This is a genomic window from uncultured Massilia sp., assembly GCF_913773735.1.
In the GTDB taxonomy this organism is placed as follows: Bacteria; Pseudomonadota; Gammaproteobacteria; order Burkholderiales; family Burkholderiaceae_D; genus Telluria.
The window spans coordinates 164,674-183,169 of sequence record NZ_CAJYEB010000003.1; the positions used below are offsets into that span (position 1 = coordinate 164,674).

An 18,496-nucleotide genomic window follows, 5' to 3' on the forward strand; every position below is an offset into this window, starting at 1 on the left:
GCGTCTCCCCTCTCCACAAATCGTTTACATCGTTTCGCCGAACAGCTCGCGTCCGATCAGCATGCGGCGGATCTCGCTGGTGCCGGCGCCGATCTCGTACAGCTTGGCGTCGCGCCACAGGCGGCCGACCGGGTATTCGTTGATGTAGCCGTTGCCGCCCAGCGTCTGGATCGCCTCGCCGGCCATCCAGGTCGCCTTTTCGGCGCTGTACAGGATGGCGCCGGCGGCGTCCTTGCGCAGCGCGCGCACGGCCTCCGGCGACTGCGCGCGGTCGCAGGCCTGGCCGACCGCGTAGACGTAGGCGCGGCACGCCATCATCGTCGAGTACATGTCGGCGATCTTGCCCTGCATCAGCTGGAATTCGCCGATCGCCTGGCCGAACTGCTTGCGTTCGTGGATGTACGGGACCACCACGTCCATGCAGGCCGCCATGATGCCCAGCGGGCCGCCGGACAGCACGGTGCGCTCGAAGTCCAGGCCCGACATCAGCACGTTGACGCCGCGGCCGACGCCGCCCAGCACGTTCTCGACCGGCACTTCGCAATCCTGGAACACCAGTTCGCCCGTGTGCGAGCCGCGCATGCCCAGCTTGTCGAGCTTCTGCGCGATCGAGAAGCCCTTGAAGCCCTTTTCGATCAGGAAGGCGGTCATGCCGCGCGGGCCGGCCTCGATGTCGGTCTTGGCGTAGACGACCAGGGTGTCGGCGTCGGGGCCGTTGGTGATCCACATCTTGGTGCCGTTCAGGACGTAGCGGTCGCCCTTCAGTTCGGCGCGCAGCTTCATGCTGACGACGTCGGAACCGGCGTTCGGCTCGGACATGGCCAGCGCGCCGACGTGCTCGCCCGAGATCAGCCTGGGCAGGTACTTGCGTTTTTGTTCTTCGTTGCCGTTGCGCTTGATCTGGTTCACGCACAGGTTCGAGTGGGCGCCGTAGGACAGGCCGACCGAGGCCGACGCGCGCGAGATTTCCTCCATGGCGACGATGTGCGCCAGGTAGCCCATGCCGGCGCCGCCGTATTCCTCGCCGACGGTGATGCCCAGCAGGCCCAGTTCGCCCATTTTCTTCCACAGGTCCATCGGGAACTGGTCGGTGCGGTCGATTTCCGCGGCGCGCGGCGCGATCTCGCTCGCCGCGAACTGTTGCACCGCTTCGCGCAGTGCGGCGATGTCCTCGCCGTGGTCAAAGGTCAAGCCTGGCAGGTGCAGCATTGTCGTCCTCGTTCTCGTCTGGTTTGATGGCTGGTGCCCAACCGGATGATAGCGCGGAGTGACGTTAACGTAAACGTCAACCGCGCGTGGCCCCTCAAGCCGCGTCCTTGCGGTCGGCGTCCGCCAGCAGGCGGCGGCACTCGTCCTCGTGCACGGCGATCTCGGCCAGCGACATCTCGATGTCCGCGCGCTGCTGCTCCAGGGTCTGGCGCTGGTGCGCCAGCACGCCCAGGAAGCGGTCGATCTGGGCCACGGTGTCCTTCGGCGTCTCGTACATGTCGATGATGCTCTTGATCTCCGACAAAGTGAGGCCCAGGCGCTTGCCGCGCAGCGTCAGCTTCAGGCGGGTGCGGTCGCGCGGCGTGTACACGCGGTTGCGGCCGCCCTGGCCCTCGCGTGTCGGGCTGAGCAGCCCCTGGTCTTCATAGAAGCGGATCGCGCGCGCGGTGATGTCGAACTCTCGCGCCAGTTCGGCGATGGTATAGGTCGTGGCCATGGTGTCCTGCGGGTCGAAAGGTGGCGGCATCCGGAATCGCTTAGAATCGGCATCGGCGCCCATGTTTTCCGTTTACGTCAACGTCAATATCGATGTCAAGCGCATTGTAGCGCGCCGTCCCTGTCCAGCCCCGAAAACCGCGAAAGATCCCGCATGAACGCTCTCGAATCGCAACTCGACTATCCCTTCGGCGACCAGGTCCCGCAACCGGGCGCCGCCGTCGACATCCTGCCCGGCCTGGCATGGGTGCGCATGCCGCTGCCCTTCGCCCTCGACCACATCAACCTGTGGCTGCTGGACGAGCGTGGACAGCACGGGGAGGGCTGGTCGCTGGTGGACAGCGGGGCCGGCACCGACGCCACCCGCGCCGCCTGGGAGCGACTGTTCGACGAGGTCATGGGAGGGCGGCCGCTGGCGCGCGTGTTCGCCACCCACTGCCATCCGGACCACGTGGGCCTGTCGGGCTGGCTGTGCGAGCGCTTCGGGGCGCCGTTCTGGACCAGCGCGGCCGAGTTCGCGTTCATGCGCATGATGGCGGCCGCGTTGCCCGGCGTCGACGGGCCGGCGGCGATCCCGCATTTCCAGCGCCACGGCCTCGCCGACCCCGCGCTGCTCGCCCAGATGGGCAGCCGCAGGAATTACTATCCGTCGCTGGTGCCCACGGTGCCGGCGGCGTACACGCGGCTGCAGGACGGCCAGCGGGTGCGCATTGGCGCCACCGCGTGGCGGGTGATCACCGGCTTCGGGCATTCGCCGGAGCACGTCTCCTTATATAGCGAGGAGTGGAAGGTGTTGCTTTCGGGCGACATGGTGTTGCCGCGCATCTCGACCAACGTCTCGGTCTTCGCCGTCGAGCCGGAAGGCGATCCGCTGCGCCTGTACCTGGATTCGCTCGGCAGGTTCGCCGACCTGCCCGAGGACACGCTGGTGCTGCCGGCCCACGGCAAGCCGTTCCGCGGCCTGCAAGTGCGCATCGCCCAGCTGCGCGCGCACCACGCCGCCCGCCTGGACGAGGTGCGCGCCGCCTGCGCCGTGCCGCGCTCGGCGGTTGACATTGTTCCCCTGATGTTCCGACGCCAGCTGGACGCCCACCAGCTCAGCTTCGCGATCGGCGAGGCGCTGGCCCACCTGCATTACCTCTGGCATGACGGTAGTTTGCAACGTGTAACTGGTGCCGACGGCATCGTGCGCTTTCAGTTGTAGGGAAGCAACATCATATAAAGTGCGTGGCAGTCATAGAATTAGCGACAAAAATTTCCTATAATCAATATATTGCACCGATAAATGGTATATTACGCCACCGCTTGTTGAATCGCGCCATGCAGACATGTCATTATTTCTGTAACGCAATGAAACAGCAGTGCGCGCTATCGTGCTTTTTCCTGTAGGATATTTTTCACACTTATGTTATCGAAGGCCGAAGAGGTAGGGAATTGCTGGACAGCATGTGAGAATCGATCAATACTCACATATTTGTTACTTAACGCGTTCCCAGCCGTCACATACGGTCTGATCAATGGAGCAACCGATGACGGCCATGCATGAACCCTTAGTGCCCCCAATGAATTCGACCAACGAACGGGAAAGCTTCAGCGAACGCCTGCAGCAAGCCCTGAGAAACGCCCACTATTCGCCGGACAGCCCGACCAGGCTGGCGCGCGAATTTAACATTCGTTTCGAGGGCCGTCCGATCACGGTCCACGCCGCGCGCAAATGGCTGGTCGGCGAAGCGATCCCGACGCAGGAAAAGCTGCGCATGATCGCCCAGTGGCTCGGCGTGCCGGCGGACTGGCTGCGTTTCGGCGGTTCGGAAAACGCCGGCGCTAACGGCGACCATGCCGACGGCACGGCGCGCTTCGAATCGGCCGACGTCAAGCTGATCGCCGACCTGCAGCGCCTGGACGAGCATCACAAGCAACTGGCACGCGAGTTTATCCGCATGCTGGTGCGCATGAATCACCAGCAAAAATAAGCGCGCCTGCCGGGCTGGATCGCACAGCCCGCCACGATGGCCAGCAACCCGGCGGCTTCGCCCGGGCGGCTGGCCATTTCATTTTCTGCCGCAGAGCAATTTTTTATCCAAACGAACGGCACAAACGGCCGAGTCTCGCGCATAATCGGGAACGGCAGCGGGAATGTTGCCGTGCAGCGCGCCGTACTTTTCCGCCAGCCCCCAGCCAGTGTTATCGGTCAATAAGGATGCAGTCGCCTCATGATTAATAACTACAGCAACACCGCGCAGTTGAAGGACCTCATGACCGTGCCACCGATGACGGCGGCGCAGCACGCAGAAATCATGCGCAAGCGAAACGAGCAGCGCAGGAAGATCGAAGACGCACGCGAACAACGCCAGGCTGAACGGGATCCCTACCGGGAACGCGGCTAGGCCGGCCGCAGCAGCAGCAGCGGCCATCGCGCCGCCTCCCCGGCACAGGTCGGGGATGCCTCGTCGGGCGGCGCGACGCTCACGCTTCCTTCATGCCGCCCCAGCGCGGGGCGAGCGCATTCTCCACACCCAGCAGGTCCATGACGCGCGCGACCGTGTGGTCGACCATCTCGTCGATGGTGGCGGGACGGTGGTAGAAGCTGGGCAGCGGGGGAAAGACGATGCCGCCCATCTCGGTGACGGCGGTCATGTTGCGCAGGTGCGCCAGGTTGAACGGCGTCTCGCGCACCATCAGCACGAGGCGGCGCCTCTCCTTCAGCACCACGTCGGCGGCGCGCGTGACGAGGTTGTCCGACAGGCCGTGCGCGACGGCGCCCAGGGTCTTCATCGAGCAGGGCGCGATGACCATGCCGGCGGTGGGGAACGAACCGCTGGCGATCGATGCGCCGATGTCGCGGTTGCGGTGCACCACGTGGGCGAGCGCCTCGACGTCGCGCCGTTGCAGGCCGGTTTCCTGGTGCAGGGTGAGGGTGGCGGCGTCGGACACCACGAGGTGGGTCTCGACGCCGGGACTGGCGCCCAGCCTCTGCAGCAGCCGCACGCCGTAGACCGCGCCGGTCGCGCCGGTGATGGCGACGACGATCCGGCGTGGCGCAGACTCAGTCATTCTTCTTGAACATCGCTTGCAGCTCGCCCGACTCGTACATCTCGGTCATGATGTCCGAGCCGCCGACGAACTCGCCGTTCACGTACAGCTGCGGGATGGTCGGCCAGTTCGAGTATTCCTTGATGCCCTGGCGTACTTCCGCATCGTCCAGCACGTTGACGGTGGCGATGTTGTCGACACCGCAGGCCTTCAGGATTTGGATCGCGCGACCCGAAAAGCCGCATTGCGGGAACTGGGCGGTGCCCTTCATGAACAGCACGACGGGCGTGTTGGTCACGGTTTCTTTGATCCAGGTTTGTACGTCGCTCATGGTGTGTCGCCTCAGGGGAAAAGTCGTCGATGGCGGCATTTTATAAGAAAACCGCACGGCGGGTGCGTGGCCATGCCGGCCGCCGTCGCCGGAAAAAGGCAATATGTCAAGGCTGGCAACGGTGCGCGATGCGGTATGATCGCGCGGACCGTCACTCACCTGGATATCGTCATGCAACAGCGCCCGCCCGGCACGCCTTCGCCCGGTTTCAACTTCGCCATTGCCGCCGTGCTCGGCCTGACCGGCACCGCCGACCTGGCCTACGGCATCATGCACATGGCGTTCGGCCACCTGCTGACCGGCCTGGGCGCCACCGCCTACGCGGTCCTGCTGGTGCGCGAAGGCCTGCACATCCGCCGCACCGGCCAGCGCGCGCTGGCGCCCAGGCGCATGGCGCAGGCGGGGTTCGCGTGCCTGGCCGTGTTCCTGCTGGGGATCCTCCTCAAGGGATGGGGTTGAACGCAAGTCCGGCGCCCGCCGGACATGCGACGGCGGCATGGCGCGGGCGTCACCCCACCCGCTTGCCCAGGCAGATCGATACCTCGCGCCCCGCATACCTGCCGTAGGCATCGATCGGCGCGTAGCCATGGCGCAGGTAGAAGCCGACCGCGCGCGCGTTGACCCTGCGCGTGGACAGCCGGATCTCGCGATAGCCCAGCGTCACCGCCTGCGCTTCCAGCGCCGCCAGCAGCGCGCGACCGGCGCCGCTGCCCGGGCGCGCGTACATGCGCTTGAGTTCCGCCACGCCCGGCGCCAGCGGCCGCAGCGCGCCGCAGCCGCATGGCTGGCCGTCCGCTGCGCGCGCCACCAGGAAGGCGGCGCCGGCGCCGCGCACGTCGGCCGCGTCGAACGACGAGGCCCCGCTGTCGCCCGTGATCGCCGCCAGCGCCGCGTCGAGTTCGGCGACCAGCGCGCGCGCTTCCAGGCCGCCCGGATCGGCGGCGGCGCAGGCGATCATGCGCTCACTTCTTCAGCTTGGCGAATGCCGCCGCCATCGCGCCGCCGGCCGGGGCCGCCGCGCGGTCCTGGCGCTGCTGGTGCTGGCCCAGGCGCTTGCGGTCGTCGCGATCGCCGCGCTGCTGCGGCTGCGCGCCGCCCTGGGCGCCGCCCGGCCGGGCCGCGCTGTCCGACAGGCGCATCGTCAGGGCGATGCGCTTGCGCTTGGCGTCCACTTCCAGCACCTTCACCTTCACGACCTGGCCGGCCTTGACCACGGTGTGCGGATCCTTGACGAAGGTGTTCGACAGCGCCGAGATGTGCACCAGGCCGTCCTGGTGCACGCCGATGTCCACGAAGGCGCCGAAGGCCGCCACATTGGTCACCACGCCTTCCAGGATCATGTCCGGGCGCAGGTCCGAGATGGCTTCCACGCCCTCCTTGAAGGTGGCCGTGGTGAATTCCGGACGCGGGTCGCGGCCCGGCTTTTCCAGTTCCTTCAGGATGTCCGACACGGTCGGCACGCCGAACTTCTCGTCCGCGTACCGGGCCGGGTCCAGGCGCTTGACCAGCGCGCCGTCGCCGATCACGCCCTTGATGTCGCGCCCGAGGTCGGCCAGGATCTTTTCCACGACCGGGTACGACTCCGGGTGCACGGCCGAGGCGTCCAGCGGATTGTCGCCGTTCATCACGCGCAGGAAGCCGGCCGCCTGCTCGAAGGTCTTCTCGCCCAGGCGCGGCACCTTCTTCAGGGCCGCGCGCGAGGCGAACGCGCCCTGCTGGTCGCGGTAGCTGACGATGCTCTGCGCCACGCCGGCGGACAGGCCCGAGACGCGCGCCAGCAGCGGCGCCGAGGCCGTGTTGACGTCGACGCCGACCGCGTTCACGCAATCCTCGACCACGGCGTCGAGCTGGCGCGCGAGCTGGGTCTGCGACACGTCGTGCTGGTACTGGCCGACGCCGATCGACTTCGGGTCGATCTTCACCAGCTCCGCCAGCGGGTCCTGCAGGCGCCGCGCGATCGACACCGCGCCGCGCAGCGACACGTCCAGCTCCGGCAGCTCGCGCGAGGCGAATTCCGATGCCGAATACACCGAGGCGCCGGCTTCCGACACGACGATCTTCTGGAGCTTGAGCTCGGGATGCTGCCTGATCAGGTCCTGCGCCAGCTTGTCGGTCTCGCGCGAGGCGGTGCCGTTGCCGATCGAGACCAGCGACACGCCGTGCTGCGCCGCCAGCCGGCCCAGCACGTGCAGGGAACCGTCCCAGTCGTTGCGCGGCGCATGCGGGTAGATGGTGGCGGTGTCGACCACCTTGCCGGTGGCGTCCACCACCGCCACCTTGACGCCGGTGCGCAGGCCCGGGTCCAGGCCCATGGTGGCGCGCGGGCCGGCCGGCGCGGCCAGCAGCAGGTCCTTCAGGTTGCGCGCGAACACCTGGATCGCGTCGCCCTCGGCCTTGTCGCGCAGGGCGCCCATCAGTTCCGTCTCGATGTACATCGCGCTCTTCACGCGCCAGGTCCAGCGCGCGGTGTCGAGCAGCCACTTGTCGGCCGGGCGGCCCGCGCCCTTGATGCCGAAGCGCGCGGCGATGCGGCTCTCGCACGGATTGTGCGGCGCGTCCCACTTCGGCTTTTCCGGTTCGGTGTCGAGGCGCAGCGTCACGTCCAGCACGCCTTCGCGACGGCCGCGCAGCAGCGCCAGCGCGCGGTGCGAGGGCACGTTGGCCAGCGGTTCCGCGTAATCGAAGTAGTCGGCGAACTTCTCTCCCTCGTCCTGCTTGCCGTCGACGACCTTCGACTCGACCACGCCGTGGTCCTGCACGTATTCGCGCAGCGACTGCAGCAGCTCGGCATCCTCGGCGAAGCGTTCCATCAGGATCTGGCGCGCGCCGTCCAGCGCCGCCTTGGTATCGGGCACGCCCGGGTTGTTGACGCCGTCCGCGTTGGCGAAGGCCTCGCGCAGGTACTGCGTCGCCTCCCGTTCCGGATCGCGGGTCGGATCGGCCAGCAGGCCGTCGGCCAGCGGCGCCAGGCCCGCCTCGATCGCGATCTGGGCCTTGGTGCGGCGCTTCTGCTTGTACGGCAGGTACAGGTCTTCCAGGCGCGTCTTGTCCTCGGCCAGGGCGAGCGCCTGGCGCAGTTCCGGCGTCATCTTGCCCTGTTCGGTGATCGAGGCGATCACCGCGGCGCGCCGGTCTTCCAGCTCGCGCAGGTAGCGCAGGCGTTCTTCCAGCAGGCGCAGCTGGGTGTCGTCCAGCCCGCCCGTCGCTTCCTTGCGGTAGCGGGCGATGAAGGGTACCGTCGCGCCTTCGTCGAGCAGGGCGATGGCGGCGGCCACCTGGGCCGGTCTGGCGGACAGTTCTTGGGCGAGGCGTTGTTCGATCGAAGGCAGCATTGCGTTTTCGTGGATCGTGAGTCGAGCGGCAATGATACGCAAACGCGCGCATTGCGCCAGTCTTGACAGCGATCCCGCGTCCTGCCCCGCGACGGCCTCACTCCACGGCGCGCCACCAGGCCGTGCCCGGCTGCGGCCGGCGCAGGTCGAGCGGCTCGCCCATCTCCGGCGTCGCCATCGCCACGCCGCGCGCCTGCGCCAGCGCCGCGATGCGCTCGAACGGTTCCTGCCAGCGGTGCATGCCCAGGTCGAAGGTGCCGTTATGGATCGGCACCAGGTGCTTGCCGCCCAGGTCGAGGAAGGCCTGCAGCGTCTGTTCCGGCTGCATGTGCACGTCCGGCCACAGCTTGTCGTAGGCGCCCGTCTCCAGCAGCGCCACGTCGAACGGGCCGTACTTGGCGCCGATCTCGCCAAAGCCCTTGAAATAACCGGTGTCGCCGCTGAAGAACAGGCGCAGGCCGTCGTGCAGCACGACCCAGGACGCCCACAGCGTCGCGTTGCCATCCAGCGGCGTGCGGCCCGAGAAGTGCTGGGCCGGCGTGGCCACGAAGCGCACGCCGTCGATCGTCGTGCCCTCCCACCAGTCGAATTCCTGCACCCTGGCCGCGTCGACGCCCCAGTCCACCAGGCGCCTGCCCACGCCCAGCGGCGCCAGGAAGTGCGCGGTCTTGCCGGCCAGCGCCAGGATCGCCGCATGGTCGAGGTGGTCGTAATGGTCGTGCGACAGGATCACCGCCTTGATCGGCGGCAGTTCCTCGATGCCGATCGGCGGCGCATGGAAACGCGCCGGCCCGGCCCACTGCACGGGCGAGGCGCGCCGCGAGAACACCGGATCGGTGAGGTAGAACTCGCCGCCCAGCTTGAGCAGCATGGTCGAGTGGCCGAGGCGGTACAGGGTCTGGTCCGGCGCCGCCAGCAGCGCCGCGCGGCTCAAGGGCCGCACCGGGATGGCGGCGGACGGTACCGTGCCGGCCGGCTTGTCGAACATGGCCTTCCACCACAGGCGCGCCATGTCGCCCAGGCCGAGCTTGCTCATGGGGACCGGATTGCGGAACTTCCCGTCGTGGAACTGGGAAGACGTGTCGAACGAGGAGGGCGGCGTCGACGCCAGCGTGCGGAAAGTCATGATGAGCAGGGTCCCGAAAAGGATGGCAATGAGCAAGATGCGCATAAAACATGGAAATACGATAAATGTACACTGCACAGTGTAGTTTTTCCCCATGAAGAAGTAAACCGGTGAGTGTAAAATTATCGGATGAACGCACCAGCCCGCCTTACGGACCGCAAGCGCGTGGCCATCCTCGCCGCCGCGGCCGACCAGTTCCGCGCGCACGGCTACGAAGCGAGCAGCGTGGACAGCATCGCCGCCGCCGCCGGGGTGTCCAAGCGCACCGTCTACAACCATTTCCCGAGCAAGGAAGACCTGTTCGCGGAAACCATCGTCCAGCTGTTCCAGAGCAGCACGGATACGCTCGACTACGCCTACCGCCGCGACGTCGGCCTGCGCGAGCAACTCGCCGAGCTGCTGGCGCTGAAGCTGCGCACGCTGGCCGACCCGGATTTCATCGGGCTGGCGCGGGTGGCGGTTTCCGAGGCCATCCACGCCCCCGAGCGCGCGCGGCCGGTGTTCGCGCGCCTGGGCGAGCGCGAGGAGGGCGTGACGGCCTGGGTGCGCGCGGCCCAGGCCGACGGCCGCCTCAAGCCCGGCGATCCGGCGTTCGCCGCCACGCTGCTGCAGGGGCAGTTGAAGACCTTCGCGTTCTGGCCCCAGGTGACGATGGGCGCGCCCGCGCCCACCGAGGCCGAGCGGGCGCGGATCGTCGATGCGGCGGTGGCCATGTTCCTGGCGTATTTCGCCGTTACGCCCTGACGCAGCTCGCCGCGCCGTCGTCCCGGGGCCGGACCGTCCGGCAGCGCCGCGGCGCCTGGACGGCGGACCCCGTCCTTGGTGCCGGCGCCGCGCGGCTCATCCGAGCTCCAGCAGCACGATCTCCGTATCCTCCAGCGCGGCGATGGCCAGCACGGCTTCGCCGGCGATGCCGGCCCCGTCGCGCGGCGCCAGTGCGACGCCGTTGACGGTGGCGCGTCCGGCCGTCGAGACCAGGTAGGCGCGCAGGCCCGGCGCCAGGCGGTGTGCGATGGTCTGGCCGGCGCGCAGGGTGGCGCCGAGCAGGCGCGCGTCGGCGTCGATCGCCAGCGCGCCCCGTTCGACGTCGCGGGCATCGCCGCTGGCCAGTACCGTCAGCCGGCCGGCGCGCTGGTGGCGCGGGAAGCGCCGGGTGCGCCAGGACGGGGCGCCGCCCGTCGCGCGCGGCCGTAGCCAGATCTGGTACAGCGCGGTGTCCACGTCTTCGGCATTGAATTCGGCGTGGCGGATGCCGCTGCCGGCGCTCATCGCCTGGACGTCGCCGGCGGCCACCGTGGCGCGGTTGCCGAGGCTGTCCTCGTGGGTGATGGCGCCGCGGCGCACGTAGGTCAGGATCTCGACGTCCTGGTGGCGGTGCATCGGAAAGCCGGAGCGCGGCGCGAATTCGTCGTCGTTCCAGGCGCGCAGCGGGCCGATGGCGCCGTGCGCGGGGTGGCCCAGGCCGTGGATGGCGACGTGCAGGCGCGCCTTCAGCCAGCCGAGGTCGTTGCCGCCGAGGGCGGCGTAGGGGCGGTGGTCGATCATGGTGGTCTCCCGGCCGCGTCCGCGCGATGGGACGCGGCGTGTCGTGGGTCAGATCTGGGCCTGGCCGCCGTCGACGAACAGTTCGATGCCGTTGACGAAGCTGGCGTCATCGGAAGCCAGGAACACCGCCGCCTTGGCGATCTCGTCCGGGTCGCCGACGCGGCCCAGCGGGATCTGCGCCGCCAGGTAGTCGACCAGGCCCTGCTGGGCGGCGGCGTCGTTGCCGGCCAGTTCCACCAGGCCCGGCGTGCGGGTGGCGCCCGGGGCGATGGTGTTGACGCGGATGCCGCGGTCCTTCAGGTCGAGGATCCAGTTGCGGGCGAAGGCGCGCACGGCGGCCTTGCTGGCGGCGTAGACGCTGAAGGCCGGGGTGCCGCTGCTGGCGGCGGTCGAGCCGGTCAGGATCACCGAGGCGCCGTTGGCCAGCAGCGGCAGCGCCTTCTGCACGGTGAACAGCGTGCCCTTCACGTTGCGCTCGAAGGTGTCGTCGAACTGTTCCTCGGTGATCTCGCCCAGCGGCAGCATCGAGCCGCCGCCGGCATTCACGTAGACGACGTCGAGGCGGCCGAAGCGCTCGCGGATCTGGGCGTACAGGCCGTCCAGGGCGGACAGGTCGGCGGAATCGACGCGCAGGCCGAGCGCGTCGTGGCCGATGGCCTGCACGGCGGCGTCCAGTTCGGCCTGGCGGCGGCCGGTGACGATCACCTGCGCGCCTTCGAGGGCGAAGCGCTTGGCGGCGGCCAGGCCGATGCCGCTGGTGGCGCCGGTGATGAGGGCGATCTTGTTGTCGAGTTTGCGGGTCATGATGGGCTCCTTGGTAAGTGGTCGGTGCGGTTGGCGGGGCGTTGTGCAGTCCCGATGTGAAGCATCGTACCGAGGAAGCCGTCGCATTAAAATAGCATTGATCGCAAACTATCTTTGCAAATTTGTAGGGTATGCGCCATCGCCCCGGCCATCGGCCCGGTATCGTGAAACGTGCGGATGGCTTACCATGTCGGGTCCTGCCGTTCATGCATGACAAGACAAAGGGAGACATGTCGACACTGCCCGACTTCGAAGGACTGGCGATGTTCGCCAAGGTGGCCGAGGAGCGTTCGTTCGCGGCGGCCGCGCGCGCGCTCGGCGTGTCGGTGGCGACGGTGTCGCGCGCCGTCGCCCGGCTCGAGGAGCGCCTCGGCGCGCGCATGCTCAACCGCACATCGCGCCAGCTGGCGCTGACGGAGTTCGGCCGCACCGTCGCCGACAGCGCGCTGCGCGTGCTGCACGAAGCCGAGCAGGTCGAGGGCGCCGCGCGCGAACTGTCGGCGCGCCCGCGCGGCCTGGTGCGCCTGGCCGTGCCGATGTCCTTCGGGATGCGCTGGGTGGCGCCGCTGCTGCCGGCGTTCTTCCGGGAGTACCCGGACGTGTCGGTCGACCTGTACCTGAGCGACGCCACGGTCGACCTGGTCGGCCAGGGCTTCGACGCCGCGCTGCGCATCGCCGTGCTGCCCGACTCCTCGCTGGTGGCGAAAAAGCTGTGCCCGGTCGCCCAGGTCCTCGTGGCGGCGCCCGCCTACCTGGAGCGCTTCGGCACGCCACGCCATCCTGCCGACCTGGACGACCATGCCTGCCTGGGCTATTGCCATCGCTCCCGCATCGATACCTGGCGCTTCACGCGCGCGGGCGAGACGATCGACGTCAAGCCGTCCGGGCCGCTGCGCGTGACGAATGCCGACGCGCTGCTGCCGACCGTGCTGGCGGGCATGGCGATCGCCGAGTTCCCGGAATTCATCGCCGCCGAGTACGTGCGCGACGGTCGCCTGGCGACGATCCTGGACGACTGGGCGATGGCGCGCGGCGGCCTGTACTTCGTCACGCCGTCGGCGCGCACGCGGCCGGCCAAGGTCGAGGCGCTGGCCGAATTCTTCGCGCGCCACCTGGCCGCGCCGGACTGGCGCCTGGTGACGCGGTGAGGCGGGCACCCGGCAAAGCGTCTTTCCCGAGGGGGGCGATGCGAAAAATGCCGCGCCGGGGGCTGGCAAAGACGCCCGCTAGCGTGTAACTTCTACTCCTTTCGGCCCGTAAAGTTTTCACTGCTACGTGCGATTCCGAACAAAACAGTAGGGGTCGCATGGCGGATAATAGGAATTGTTGTTTTTTCAAATTCGGACTCGTGAGACCCATGCACACAGTTGATTTTCACCGCGACGACACCAGCGACGCACCTCCGGCCCGGACGTCCGCCCCGGCCCGTGCCCCGGCCCTGCCCGCACCGGTGTTGAGCTGGCTGCAAAGGGTCGAAGCGGCAGCGCATCCGCAACCCAAGCTGACCGCCGAACTCGCCGACCCCAAGGCGGTCCAGTACAAATTCGTTTATGTCATGGCCCCCACCAGCGGCGGCCGCCACGTCGCGATCTGCCTGTGCAAGGCTCGCCTGCGTCCGAACGGCGACGTCGCCGCGGCCAGCCCGGTCGGCGAGGTGTTCTCGCTGCTGTCGGCGCCGCCCAGCTACCTCGAAGGCGACGACGAGGACCTGGTGCGCTTCTTCATCGCGATGCGCAGCGGCTCGAACCAGAGCACCAGCGCGACCGAGCCCAAGGGCAAGGTCGGCGCGATCCTGCTGCAGATGCTGCTCGCGCAGGGCAAGCTGCTGTGGGCGAACTCCTGGTCCGACATGGGCAACGGCCTGCTGTACCCGCTGCAGGCCGGTCCGGTGCGCGAAGCCAACCTCACGTGGCGCGACGAAGGCCGCAGCGCCAAGCTGGGCTGGTCGGTGGAGCCGGCCAAGGGCGCCACGCACCCGGGCGCCGACCTGGTCGACTACATGCTGCCGACCGATCCGCCGTGGTACATCGACAACCTGTCCTGCGGTCCGCTGTCCCTGAACCGCGGCGGCATCGACATCTCGCTGGCCGACCTGCAGGCGCTGGTGTCGCAGGCGCCGCTGCTCACCGGCACCGACAAGAAGCGCGTGTCGCAACTGCTGCTGGCGCACGGCCTGCAGCAACTGATGCCGCTGCCGCAGCCGCTCACGCAGCGCATCCGCACCGACGTGAAGCCGCAGCCACACCTGTTGCTGGATGCGCTGCAGGTGGCCGACGGCACGACCCAGCGCTGGCAGGATTTCGCCGTGCTGTCGTTCGACTACGACGGCCAGCGCATTTCGTTCGACCCGGCCCAGCGCGTGGTGCGCCAGATCGGCGAGGTCACCGAAGTCATCCAGCGCAACGAAGCCTTCGAAGCCGCCGCGCTCGACATGCTGCAAGAGATCGGTTTCCACAAACCCGTCACGGCACCGCTGTCGGCATTGGCTGGCGCGCAATTGCTGGATAGCCAGGCGCACTGGCTGCGCTTTGCCGAAAACGAGCTCGACGCGCTGTCCGACCTCGGCTGGCACGTGCAGAAGTCGCCCAAGTACCGCTACGACGTGGTGCCGGTCGAAGACTGGTATGCCGAGATCGACGAGCCGCCCGAGGCCGGCAATGCCTGGTTCGAGCTGGAGCTGGGCATCGTGGTGGCCAGGAAGCGCGTGCCGCTGCTGCCGGTGCTGGTGCAGCTGATCCGCAGCGCGCCGCTCGACTTCAATCCGGACGTGCTGGCGGTGCACCAGGAAGCCGACCAGATGCTGGCCACGCTGCCCGACGGCCTGCGCGTGGCGCTGCCCTGGGGGCGCGTCAAGCCGATCCTGTCGACGCTGGGCGAGCTGTACTTCAACGACAAGATCAAGGACCGGGTGCGCCTGTCGACGCTGGACGCGGCGCGCCTCGAGGAACTGGCGCGCGGCGCCGCGTTCACCTGGACCGGCGGCGAGCGCCTGCGCGAGACCGGCCGCAAGCTGAGCCAGTTCGGCAAGGTCAAGAAGGTGGAGGCGCCCAAGGGCCTGCAGGCCAGCTTGCGCGACTACCAGCTCGACGGCCTGGCCTGGATGCAGTTCCTGCGCGAATACGATCTGGGCGGCATCCTGGCCGACGACATGGGCCTGGGCAAGACGGTGCAGACCATCGCCCACATCCTGACCGAGAAGGAAGCGGGCCGCCTCACCAATCCCGCGCTGGTGATCGCCCCGACCAGCCTGATGGCCAACTGGATGGAAGAAGCCGCGCGCTTCGCCCCCAGCCTGAAGGTGCTGCTGTTGCAGGGCAAGGAGCGCATGGACCTGTTCGACGAGATCGACAAGGCCGACATCGTGCTGACCACCTACGCGCTGCTGCCGCGCGACGAGGAAAAGCTGCGCGAGCACGAGTACCACCTGGTCATCCTGGACGAATCGCACTACATCAAGAACACCCGCTCCAAGGCGGCCCAGACGGCCGGCTCGCTGAACGCGCGCCACCGCCTGTGCCTGTCCGGCACGCCGCTGGAAAACCACCTGGGCGAGCTGTGGTCGCAGTTCCACTTCCTGCTGCCGGGCCTGCTGGGCGACGAAAAGACCTTCAATACCCAGTTCCGCCACCCGATCGAGCGCCAGGACGACCCGGTGCGCCGCACGCTGCTGAACCGCCGCATCAAGCCCTTCCTGCTGCGCCGCACGAAGGACAACGTGGCGAAGGAACTGCCGCAAAAGACCGAGATGATCCGCCGCATCGAGATCAGCGGCCCGCAGCGCGACCTGTACGAGACCGTGCGCCTGGCGATGGACAAGAAGGTGCGCGAGGAAATCGACCGCAAGGGCGTGGCGCGCAGCCAGATCGTGATCCTGGAGGCGCTCCTGAAGCTGCGCCAGGTCTGCTGCGACCCGCGCCTGGTGAAGGCGATGCCGGCCAAGAAGAACACGGCAGCCGTCTCGGCCAAGCTGACCGACCTGATGCAGATGGTCGACGACCTGCTGGGCGAAGGCCGCAAGATCCTGGTGTTCTCGCAGTTCACCAGCATGCTCGGCCTGATCGAGGAAGAGCTGGAGGCGCGCAAGATCCCCTACGCGATCCTGACCGGCGAGACGCGCGACCGCTCGGCCCAGGTGGCCGCGTTCCAGCAGGGCGCCGTGCCGATCTTCCTGATCAGCCTGAAGGCCGGCGGCGTCGGCCTGAACCTGACGGCGGCCGACACCGTGATCCACTACGACCCGTGGTGGAACCCGGCGGCCGAGAACCAGGCCACCGACCGCGCCTGGCGCATCGGCCAGGACAAGCCGGTGTTCGTGTACAAGCTGATCGCCAAGGGCACGCTGGAAGAAAAGATCCAGCTGCTGCAGCAGAAGAAGTCGGAACTAGCGCAGTCGATCCTGGCCGAAGGCGAATCGCAGAAGATGGCGCTGACGCAGGAAGACCTGCAGGCGATCTTCGCGCCGCTGGACGACGCTTGACCCGTGCCGCTTCCGGTAGCGCCATCGCCTCCGCCCGCGCGGGGGCTTTTTTTTTGATGCTGCCGTGATCCGTATGCAGGGCGCGTGATCCACGCAACGTATAGAGGACGTCGTCTATACAAAATGGATGAGCGGGCACTATACTTGCGGCAGCACATTGTCCGTAATCAATCCACATCGGAAAGCCCATGAACCGCAGTGCATCCCTTCTGCCGTCCAGCCAGGAAGGACCCGCGAGCGCCGACGCTTTCCGCACCATCGCCGAGCTGGGCGGCGACCTCGCCTTCCTGGTCGACTGCGCCACCCGCCTGCCCGCCTACGTCAGCCCCGGCATCGACGCCATGCTCGGCTACAGCGCCGACGACGTGCGCGCGCAGTTCGCCGATGACCCCGAAGGACCGCTGCGCCCCTTGTGCGCCGGCCTGGATGAGCGGCTGCGCCGCTTCGCCGCCGGCGACGGCTCGCGCCTGCGCGTGGTGCGCGAGTTCGTGCTGCGCCGTCCGGACGGGCGCGAGGTGCCCATCGAGGTGATCTCGACGCTGCTGCTGGACGAGGCGGGCCAGGTGCGCGCGCTGGCCGGCATCGTGCGCGACCAGTCGGAGCGCCGCGCGCGCGCGCTGGAGCGCAAGCACTTCGCCAGCATGCTGAACCATGAATTCCGCACGCCGCTGTCGACCATCGACGGCGCCATCCAGCGCCTGGAAGCGACCGGCGCGAAGGCCGACGAGGCGACGCGCGCGCGCTACCGCAAGATCGCCGTGGCGACCGACCGCCTGATCGCGATGCTGGACGAGTACCTGTCGCCGGACCGCATGCTCGAGGCGGGCGGGCAGCGCCGCGCCGATCGCGTGGCGCCGCGCCTGCTGCTGGAAGAGCTGGTGGCGCAGGCGCGCGTGGCCGGCCGCCCGGTCGCGTTCGATGCCGGTGCGCTGCCGGCGCAGCTGCGCGCCGACCCGGCCGGGCTGCGCCTGGTCCTGAAGGTCCTGCTCGACAATGCCCTGCGCTACAGCCCGCCCGGCACGCCGCTGCGCATCGGGGGGGGCCTGGCCGAGCACGGCGTCGAGCTGGTCGTGGCCGATGCCGGCCCGGGCGTGCCGGAACAGGACGCCGCGCGCATCTTCGACAAGGGCTACCGTGGCGCGAACGCGGCCGGCCTCCCGGGCAGCGGACTGGGACTGTACATGGCGCGCGCCGTCGTCGAGGTGCATGGCGGCGCGCTCACGCATGCGGCCGCGCAGGACGGGCCGGGCGCCGTCTTTCGCCTGTGGCTTCCCATGCCGCGTGATACGGAAAGGTTTCCGGAGACGCTTGCTTCCGGACAGGGCTGACATGATAATCAAAGCGCGACGGGTAGCCGCCCGACAATATCGTGAGCCGTGCGCTCCAGCGGGAACAACGTAATAAGAGAAACATGGCCAACCCATGACGCAAATACTGATTGTTGAAGACAATGGCGAATACGCCGGCGACATGGCCGAGTTCCTCAAGGAGCTCGGCCACGACGTCACGATCGCGACCACCGCCAGCGAAATGTGGGCGGCGCTGACGCGCACCCCGGCCGCCGTCGTGGTGCTCGACCTCGGGCTGCCGGACGAGGACGGGTTCAACGTCATCCCGCGCATGCGCCAGCTGTATCCCGAGATCGGGCTGCTGGTGCTGACCGGCCGGGTCGCGTTCGACAGCCGCATCCTCGGCTTGCGCCTGGGTGCCGACCACTATCTCACCAAGCCGATCAAGTTCCCCGAACTGGCCGCCCACATCGAGGCGCTCGACCGCCGCGTGCGCCCGGCCGAGCCGGCCCCGGCGCCCATCAAGTGGACGCTGCGCGTCTCGGCGCGCCAGCTCGAGTTGATGGGCAAGGTGATCGACCTGACCGAAAAGGAGTGCAACTTCCTGCACCTCCTGACCATCAATACCCGCCCGGTGCCGCGCCAGGTGATCGTGGCCGGCATGGGCGGCGACGATCCGGATGCGAGCCGCCGCGTCGACATGCTGGTCTACCGGCTGCGCAAGAAGGCCAAGACGGGCCTGGGCCAGGACCTGCCGCTGCGCAGCGCCTACGGCGAAGGCTACAGCCTGTCGGCCGGATTCACGCTGTCCTGAAGCGGCGCCATAATCGGGGACAGGGTCGGCCGCCTGCGCTA

18 protein-coding genes are annotated in these 18,496 nt (G+C 68.3%); 8 read left to right on the plus strand and 10 right to left on the minus strand.

Annotation, left to right across the window (positions count from 1 at the left end; translation table 11 throughout):
- Positions 1 to 24: 24 nt before the first annotated feature.
- Positions 25 to 1,209: an isovaleryl-CoA dehydrogenase gene (locus tag QZ749_RS01995; RefSeq protein WP_296942688.1), complete on the minus strand. Its 1,185-nt coding sequence runs from the start codon at positions 1,207 to 1,209 to the stop codon at positions 25 to 27.
- A 94-nt stretch (positions 1,210 to 1,303) separates the two neighbouring features.
- Positions 1,304 to 1,705 carry a MerR family DNA-binding transcriptional regulator gene (locus tag QZ749_RS02000; protein WP_296942805.1) on the minus strand — a complete coding sequence of 134 codons (402 nt, stop codon included), beginning with the start codon at positions 1,703 to 1,705 and terminating at the stop codon, positions 1,304 to 1,306.
- A 153-nt stretch (positions 1,706 to 1,858) separates the two neighbouring features.
- Between QZ749_RS02000 and QZ749_RS02005 the strand changes: the two genes are divergently transcribed.
- Entirely contained in the window at positions 1,859 to 2,908 is a 1,050-nt protein-coding gene (locus QZ749_RS02005) for an MBL fold metallo-hydrolase (RefSeq protein ID WP_296942690.1), read from the plus strand.
- Between the two features lie 358 nt (positions 2,909 to 3,266).
- The gene (locus tag QZ749_RS02010; RefSeq protein ID WP_296942692.1) at positions 3,267 to 3,677 is read left to right on the plus strand and encodes a hypothetical protein; all 411 of its coding nucleotides are present in this window, start codon (positions 3,267 to 3,269) and stop codon (positions 3,675 to 3,677) included.
- A gap of 78 nt (positions 3,678 to 3,755) precedes the next feature.
- Here QZ749_RS02010 and QZ749_RS02015 read toward each other — a convergent pair whose 3' ends face one another.
- Genes QZ749_RS02015 through grxD form a run of 3 tightly spaced genes read right to left on the minus strand, consistent with a single transcriptional unit; the run spans position 3,756 to position 5,068 of the window.
- Positions 3,756 to 4,118 carry a hypothetical protein gene (locus QZ749_RS02015; protein ID WP_296942809.1) on the minus strand — a complete coding sequence of 121 codons (363 nt, stop codon included), beginning with the start codon at positions 4,116 to 4,118 and terminating at the stop codon, positions 3,756 to 3,758.
- Positions 4,119 to 4,170: 52 nt separating this feature from the next.
- The gene (locus QZ749_RS02020) at positions 4,171 to 4,758 is read right to left on the minus strand and encodes a UbiX family flavin prenyltransferase (protein ID WP_296942694.1); all 588 of its coding nucleotides are present in this window, start codon (positions 4,756 to 4,758) and stop codon (positions 4,171 to 4,173) included.
- Positions 4,751 to 5,068: a Grx4 family monothiol glutaredoxin gene (gene grxD, locus QZ749_RS02025; protein WP_296942696.1), complete on the minus strand. Its 318-nt coding sequence runs from the start codon at positions 5,066 to 5,068 to the stop codon at positions 4,751 to 4,753. Before grxD ends, QZ749_RS02020 begins: the two co-directional genes overlap by 8 nt.
- Before the next feature lie 171 nt (positions 5,069 to 5,239).
- Between grxD and QZ749_RS02030 the strand changes: the two genes are divergently transcribed.
- On the plus strand, positions 5,240 to 5,527 hold the full coding sequence (locus QZ749_RS02030) for a hypothetical protein (protein WP_296942698.1): 288 nt from the start codon (positions 5,240 to 5,242) through the stop codon (positions 5,525 to 5,527).
- Positions 5,528 to 5,576: 49 nt separating this feature from the next.
- On the opposite strand, the gene QZ749_RS02035 is transcribed toward QZ749_RS02030, so the two are convergent.
- The 3 genes from QZ749_RS02035 to QZ749_RS02045 all read right to left on the minus strand — a co-directional run bounded on the left by QZ749_RS02035 (position 5,577) and on the right by QZ749_RS02045 (position 9,526).
- Complete coding sequence (locus tag QZ749_RS02035; protein WP_296942699.1) at positions 5,577 to 6,026, minus strand: GNAT family N-acetyltransferase; 450 nt, start codon at positions 6,024 to 6,026, stop codon at positions 5,577 to 5,579.
- A gap of 4 nt (positions 6,027 to 6,030) precedes the next feature.
- Positions 6,031 to 8,400, minus strand: a complete 2,370-nt coding sequence (locus tag QZ749_RS02040) for a Tex family protein (RefSeq protein WP_296942701.1) — start codon at positions 8,398 to 8,400, stop codon at positions 6,031 to 6,033.
- A gap of 97 nt (positions 8,401 to 8,497) precedes the next feature.
- A complete protein-coding gene (locus QZ749_RS02045; protein WP_296942703.1) occupies positions 8,498 to 9,526 on the minus strand; it encodes an MBL fold metallo-hydrolase in 1,029 nt (342 codons plus the stop codon).
- A 129-nt stretch (positions 9,527 to 9,655) separates the two neighbouring features.
- Here QZ749_RS02045 and QZ749_RS02050 point away from each other — a divergent pair, with 129 nt between their 5' ends.
- Positions 9,656 to 10,270 carry a TetR/AcrR family transcriptional regulator gene (locus QZ749_RS02050; protein ID WP_296942705.1) on the plus strand — a complete coding sequence of 205 codons (615 nt, stop codon included), beginning with the start codon at positions 9,656 to 9,658 and terminating at the stop codon, positions 10,268 to 10,270.
- 96 nt (positions 10,271 to 10,366) lie between these two features.
- Here QZ749_RS02050 and QZ749_RS02055 read toward each other — a convergent pair whose 3' ends face one another.
- Positions 10,367 to 11,071, minus strand: coding sequence for a pirin family protein (locus QZ749_RS02055; protein WP_296942707.1), 705 nt, complete (start codon positions 11,069 to 11,071; stop codon positions 10,367 to 10,369).
- A gap of 48 nt (positions 11,072 to 11,119) precedes the next feature.
- Positions 11,120 to 11,875, minus strand: coding sequence for an SDR family oxidoreductase (locus tag QZ749_RS02060; protein ID WP_296942709.1), 756 nt, complete (start codon positions 11,873 to 11,875; stop codon positions 11,120 to 11,122).
- A gap of 230 nt (positions 11,876 to 12,105) precedes the next feature.
- Here QZ749_RS02060 and QZ749_RS02065 point away from each other — a divergent pair, with 230 nt between their 5' ends.
- The 4 genes from QZ749_RS02065 (at position 12,106) to QZ749_RS02080 (ending at position 18,455) form a co-directional block, all read left to right on the plus strand.
- Positions 12,106 to 13,023 carry a LysR family transcriptional regulator gene (locus QZ749_RS02065; RefSeq protein WP_296942710.1) on the plus strand — a complete coding sequence of 306 codons (918 nt, stop codon included), beginning with the start codon at positions 12,106 to 12,108 and terminating at the stop codon, positions 13,021 to 13,023.
- 209 nt (positions 13,024 to 13,232) lie between these two features.
- A complete protein-coding gene (locus QZ749_RS02070) occupies positions 13,233 to 16,352 on the plus strand; it encodes a DEAD/DEAH box helicase (protein ID WP_296942711.1) in 3,120 nt (1,039 codons plus the stop codon).
- Between the two features lie 188 nt (positions 16,353 to 16,540).
- Positions 16,541 to 17,680: a PAS domain-containing sensor histidine kinase gene (locus QZ749_RS02075; RefSeq protein WP_296942713.1), complete on the plus strand. Its 1,140-nt coding sequence runs from the start codon at positions 16,541 to 16,543 to the stop codon at positions 17,678 to 17,680.
- A gap of 94 nt (positions 17,681 to 17,774) precedes the next feature.
- Positions 17,775 to 18,455, plus strand: coding sequence for a response regulator transcription factor (locus QZ749_RS02080; RefSeq protein ID WP_296942715.1), 681 nt, complete (start codon positions 17,775 to 17,777; stop codon positions 18,453 to 18,455).
- Positions 18,456 to 18,496 lie beyond the last annotated feature (41 nt).

Coding starts and splice junctions, on each gene's coding strand:
- QZ749_RS01995 (WP_296942688.1), bottom strand. CDS start 1,209: ATGCTGCACCTGCCAGGCTTGACCTTTGACCACGGCGAGGACATCGCC.
- QZ749_RS02000 (WP_296942805.1), bottom strand. CDS start 1,705: ATGGCCACGACCTATACCATCGCCGAACTGGCGCGAGAGTTCGACATC.
- QZ749_RS02005 (WP_296942690.1), top strand. CDS start 1,859: ATGAACGCTCTCGAATCGCAACTCGACTATCCCTTCGGCGACCAGGTC.
- QZ749_RS02010 (WP_296942692.1), top strand. CDS start 3,267: ATGAATTCGACCAACGAACGGGAAAGCTTCAGCGAACGCCTGCAGCAA.
- QZ749_RS02015 (WP_296942809.1), bottom strand. CDS start 4,118: ATGGCCGCTGCTGCTGCTGCGGCCGGCCTAGCCGCGTTCCCGGTAGGG.
- QZ749_RS02020 (WP_296942694.1), bottom strand. CDS start 4,758: ATGACTGAGTCTGCGCCACGCCGGATCGTCGTCGCCATCACCGGCGCG.
- grxD (WP_296942696.1), bottom strand. CDS start 5,068: ATGAGCGACGTACAAACCTGGATCAAAGAAACCGTGACCAACACGCCC.
- QZ749_RS02030 (WP_296942698.1), top strand. CDS start 5,240: ATGCAACAGCGCCCGCCCGGCACGCCTTCGCCCGGTTTCAACTTCGCC.
- QZ749_RS02035 (WP_296942699.1), bottom strand. CDS start 6,026: ATGATCGCCTGCGCCGCCGCCGATCCGGGCGGCCTGGAAGCGCGCGCG.
- QZ749_RS02040 (WP_296942701.1), bottom strand. CDS start 8,400: ATGCTGCCTTCGATCGAACAACGCCTCGCCCAAGAACTGTCCGCCAGA.
- QZ749_RS02045 (WP_296942703.1), bottom strand. CDS start 9,526: ATGACTTTCCGCACGCTGGCGTCGACGCCGCCCTCCTCGTTCGACACG.
- QZ749_RS02050 (WP_296942705.1), top strand. CDS start 9,656: ATGAACGCACCAGCCCGCCTTACGGACCGCAAGCGCGTGGCCATCCTC.
- QZ749_RS02055 (WP_296942707.1), bottom strand. CDS start 11,071: ATGATCGACCACCGCCCCTACGCCGCCCTCGGCGGCAACGACCTCGGC.
- QZ749_RS02060 (WP_296942709.1), bottom strand. CDS start 11,875: ATGACCCGCAAACTCGACAACAAGATCGCCCTCATCACCGGCGCCACC.
- QZ749_RS02065 (WP_296942710.1), top strand. CDS start 12,106: ATGTCGACACTGCCCGACTTCGAAGGACTGGCGATGTTCGCCAAGGTG.
- QZ749_RS02070 (WP_296942711.1), top strand. CDS start 13,233: ATGCACACAGTTGATTTTCACCGCGACGACACCAGCGACGCACCTCCG.
- QZ749_RS02075 (WP_296942713.1), top strand. CDS start 16,541: ATGAACCGCAGTGCATCCCTTCTGCCGTCCAGCCAGGAAGGACCCGCG.
- QZ749_RS02080 (WP_296942715.1), top strand. CDS start 17,775: ATGACGCAAATACTGATTGTTGAAGACAATGGCGAATACGCCGGCGAC.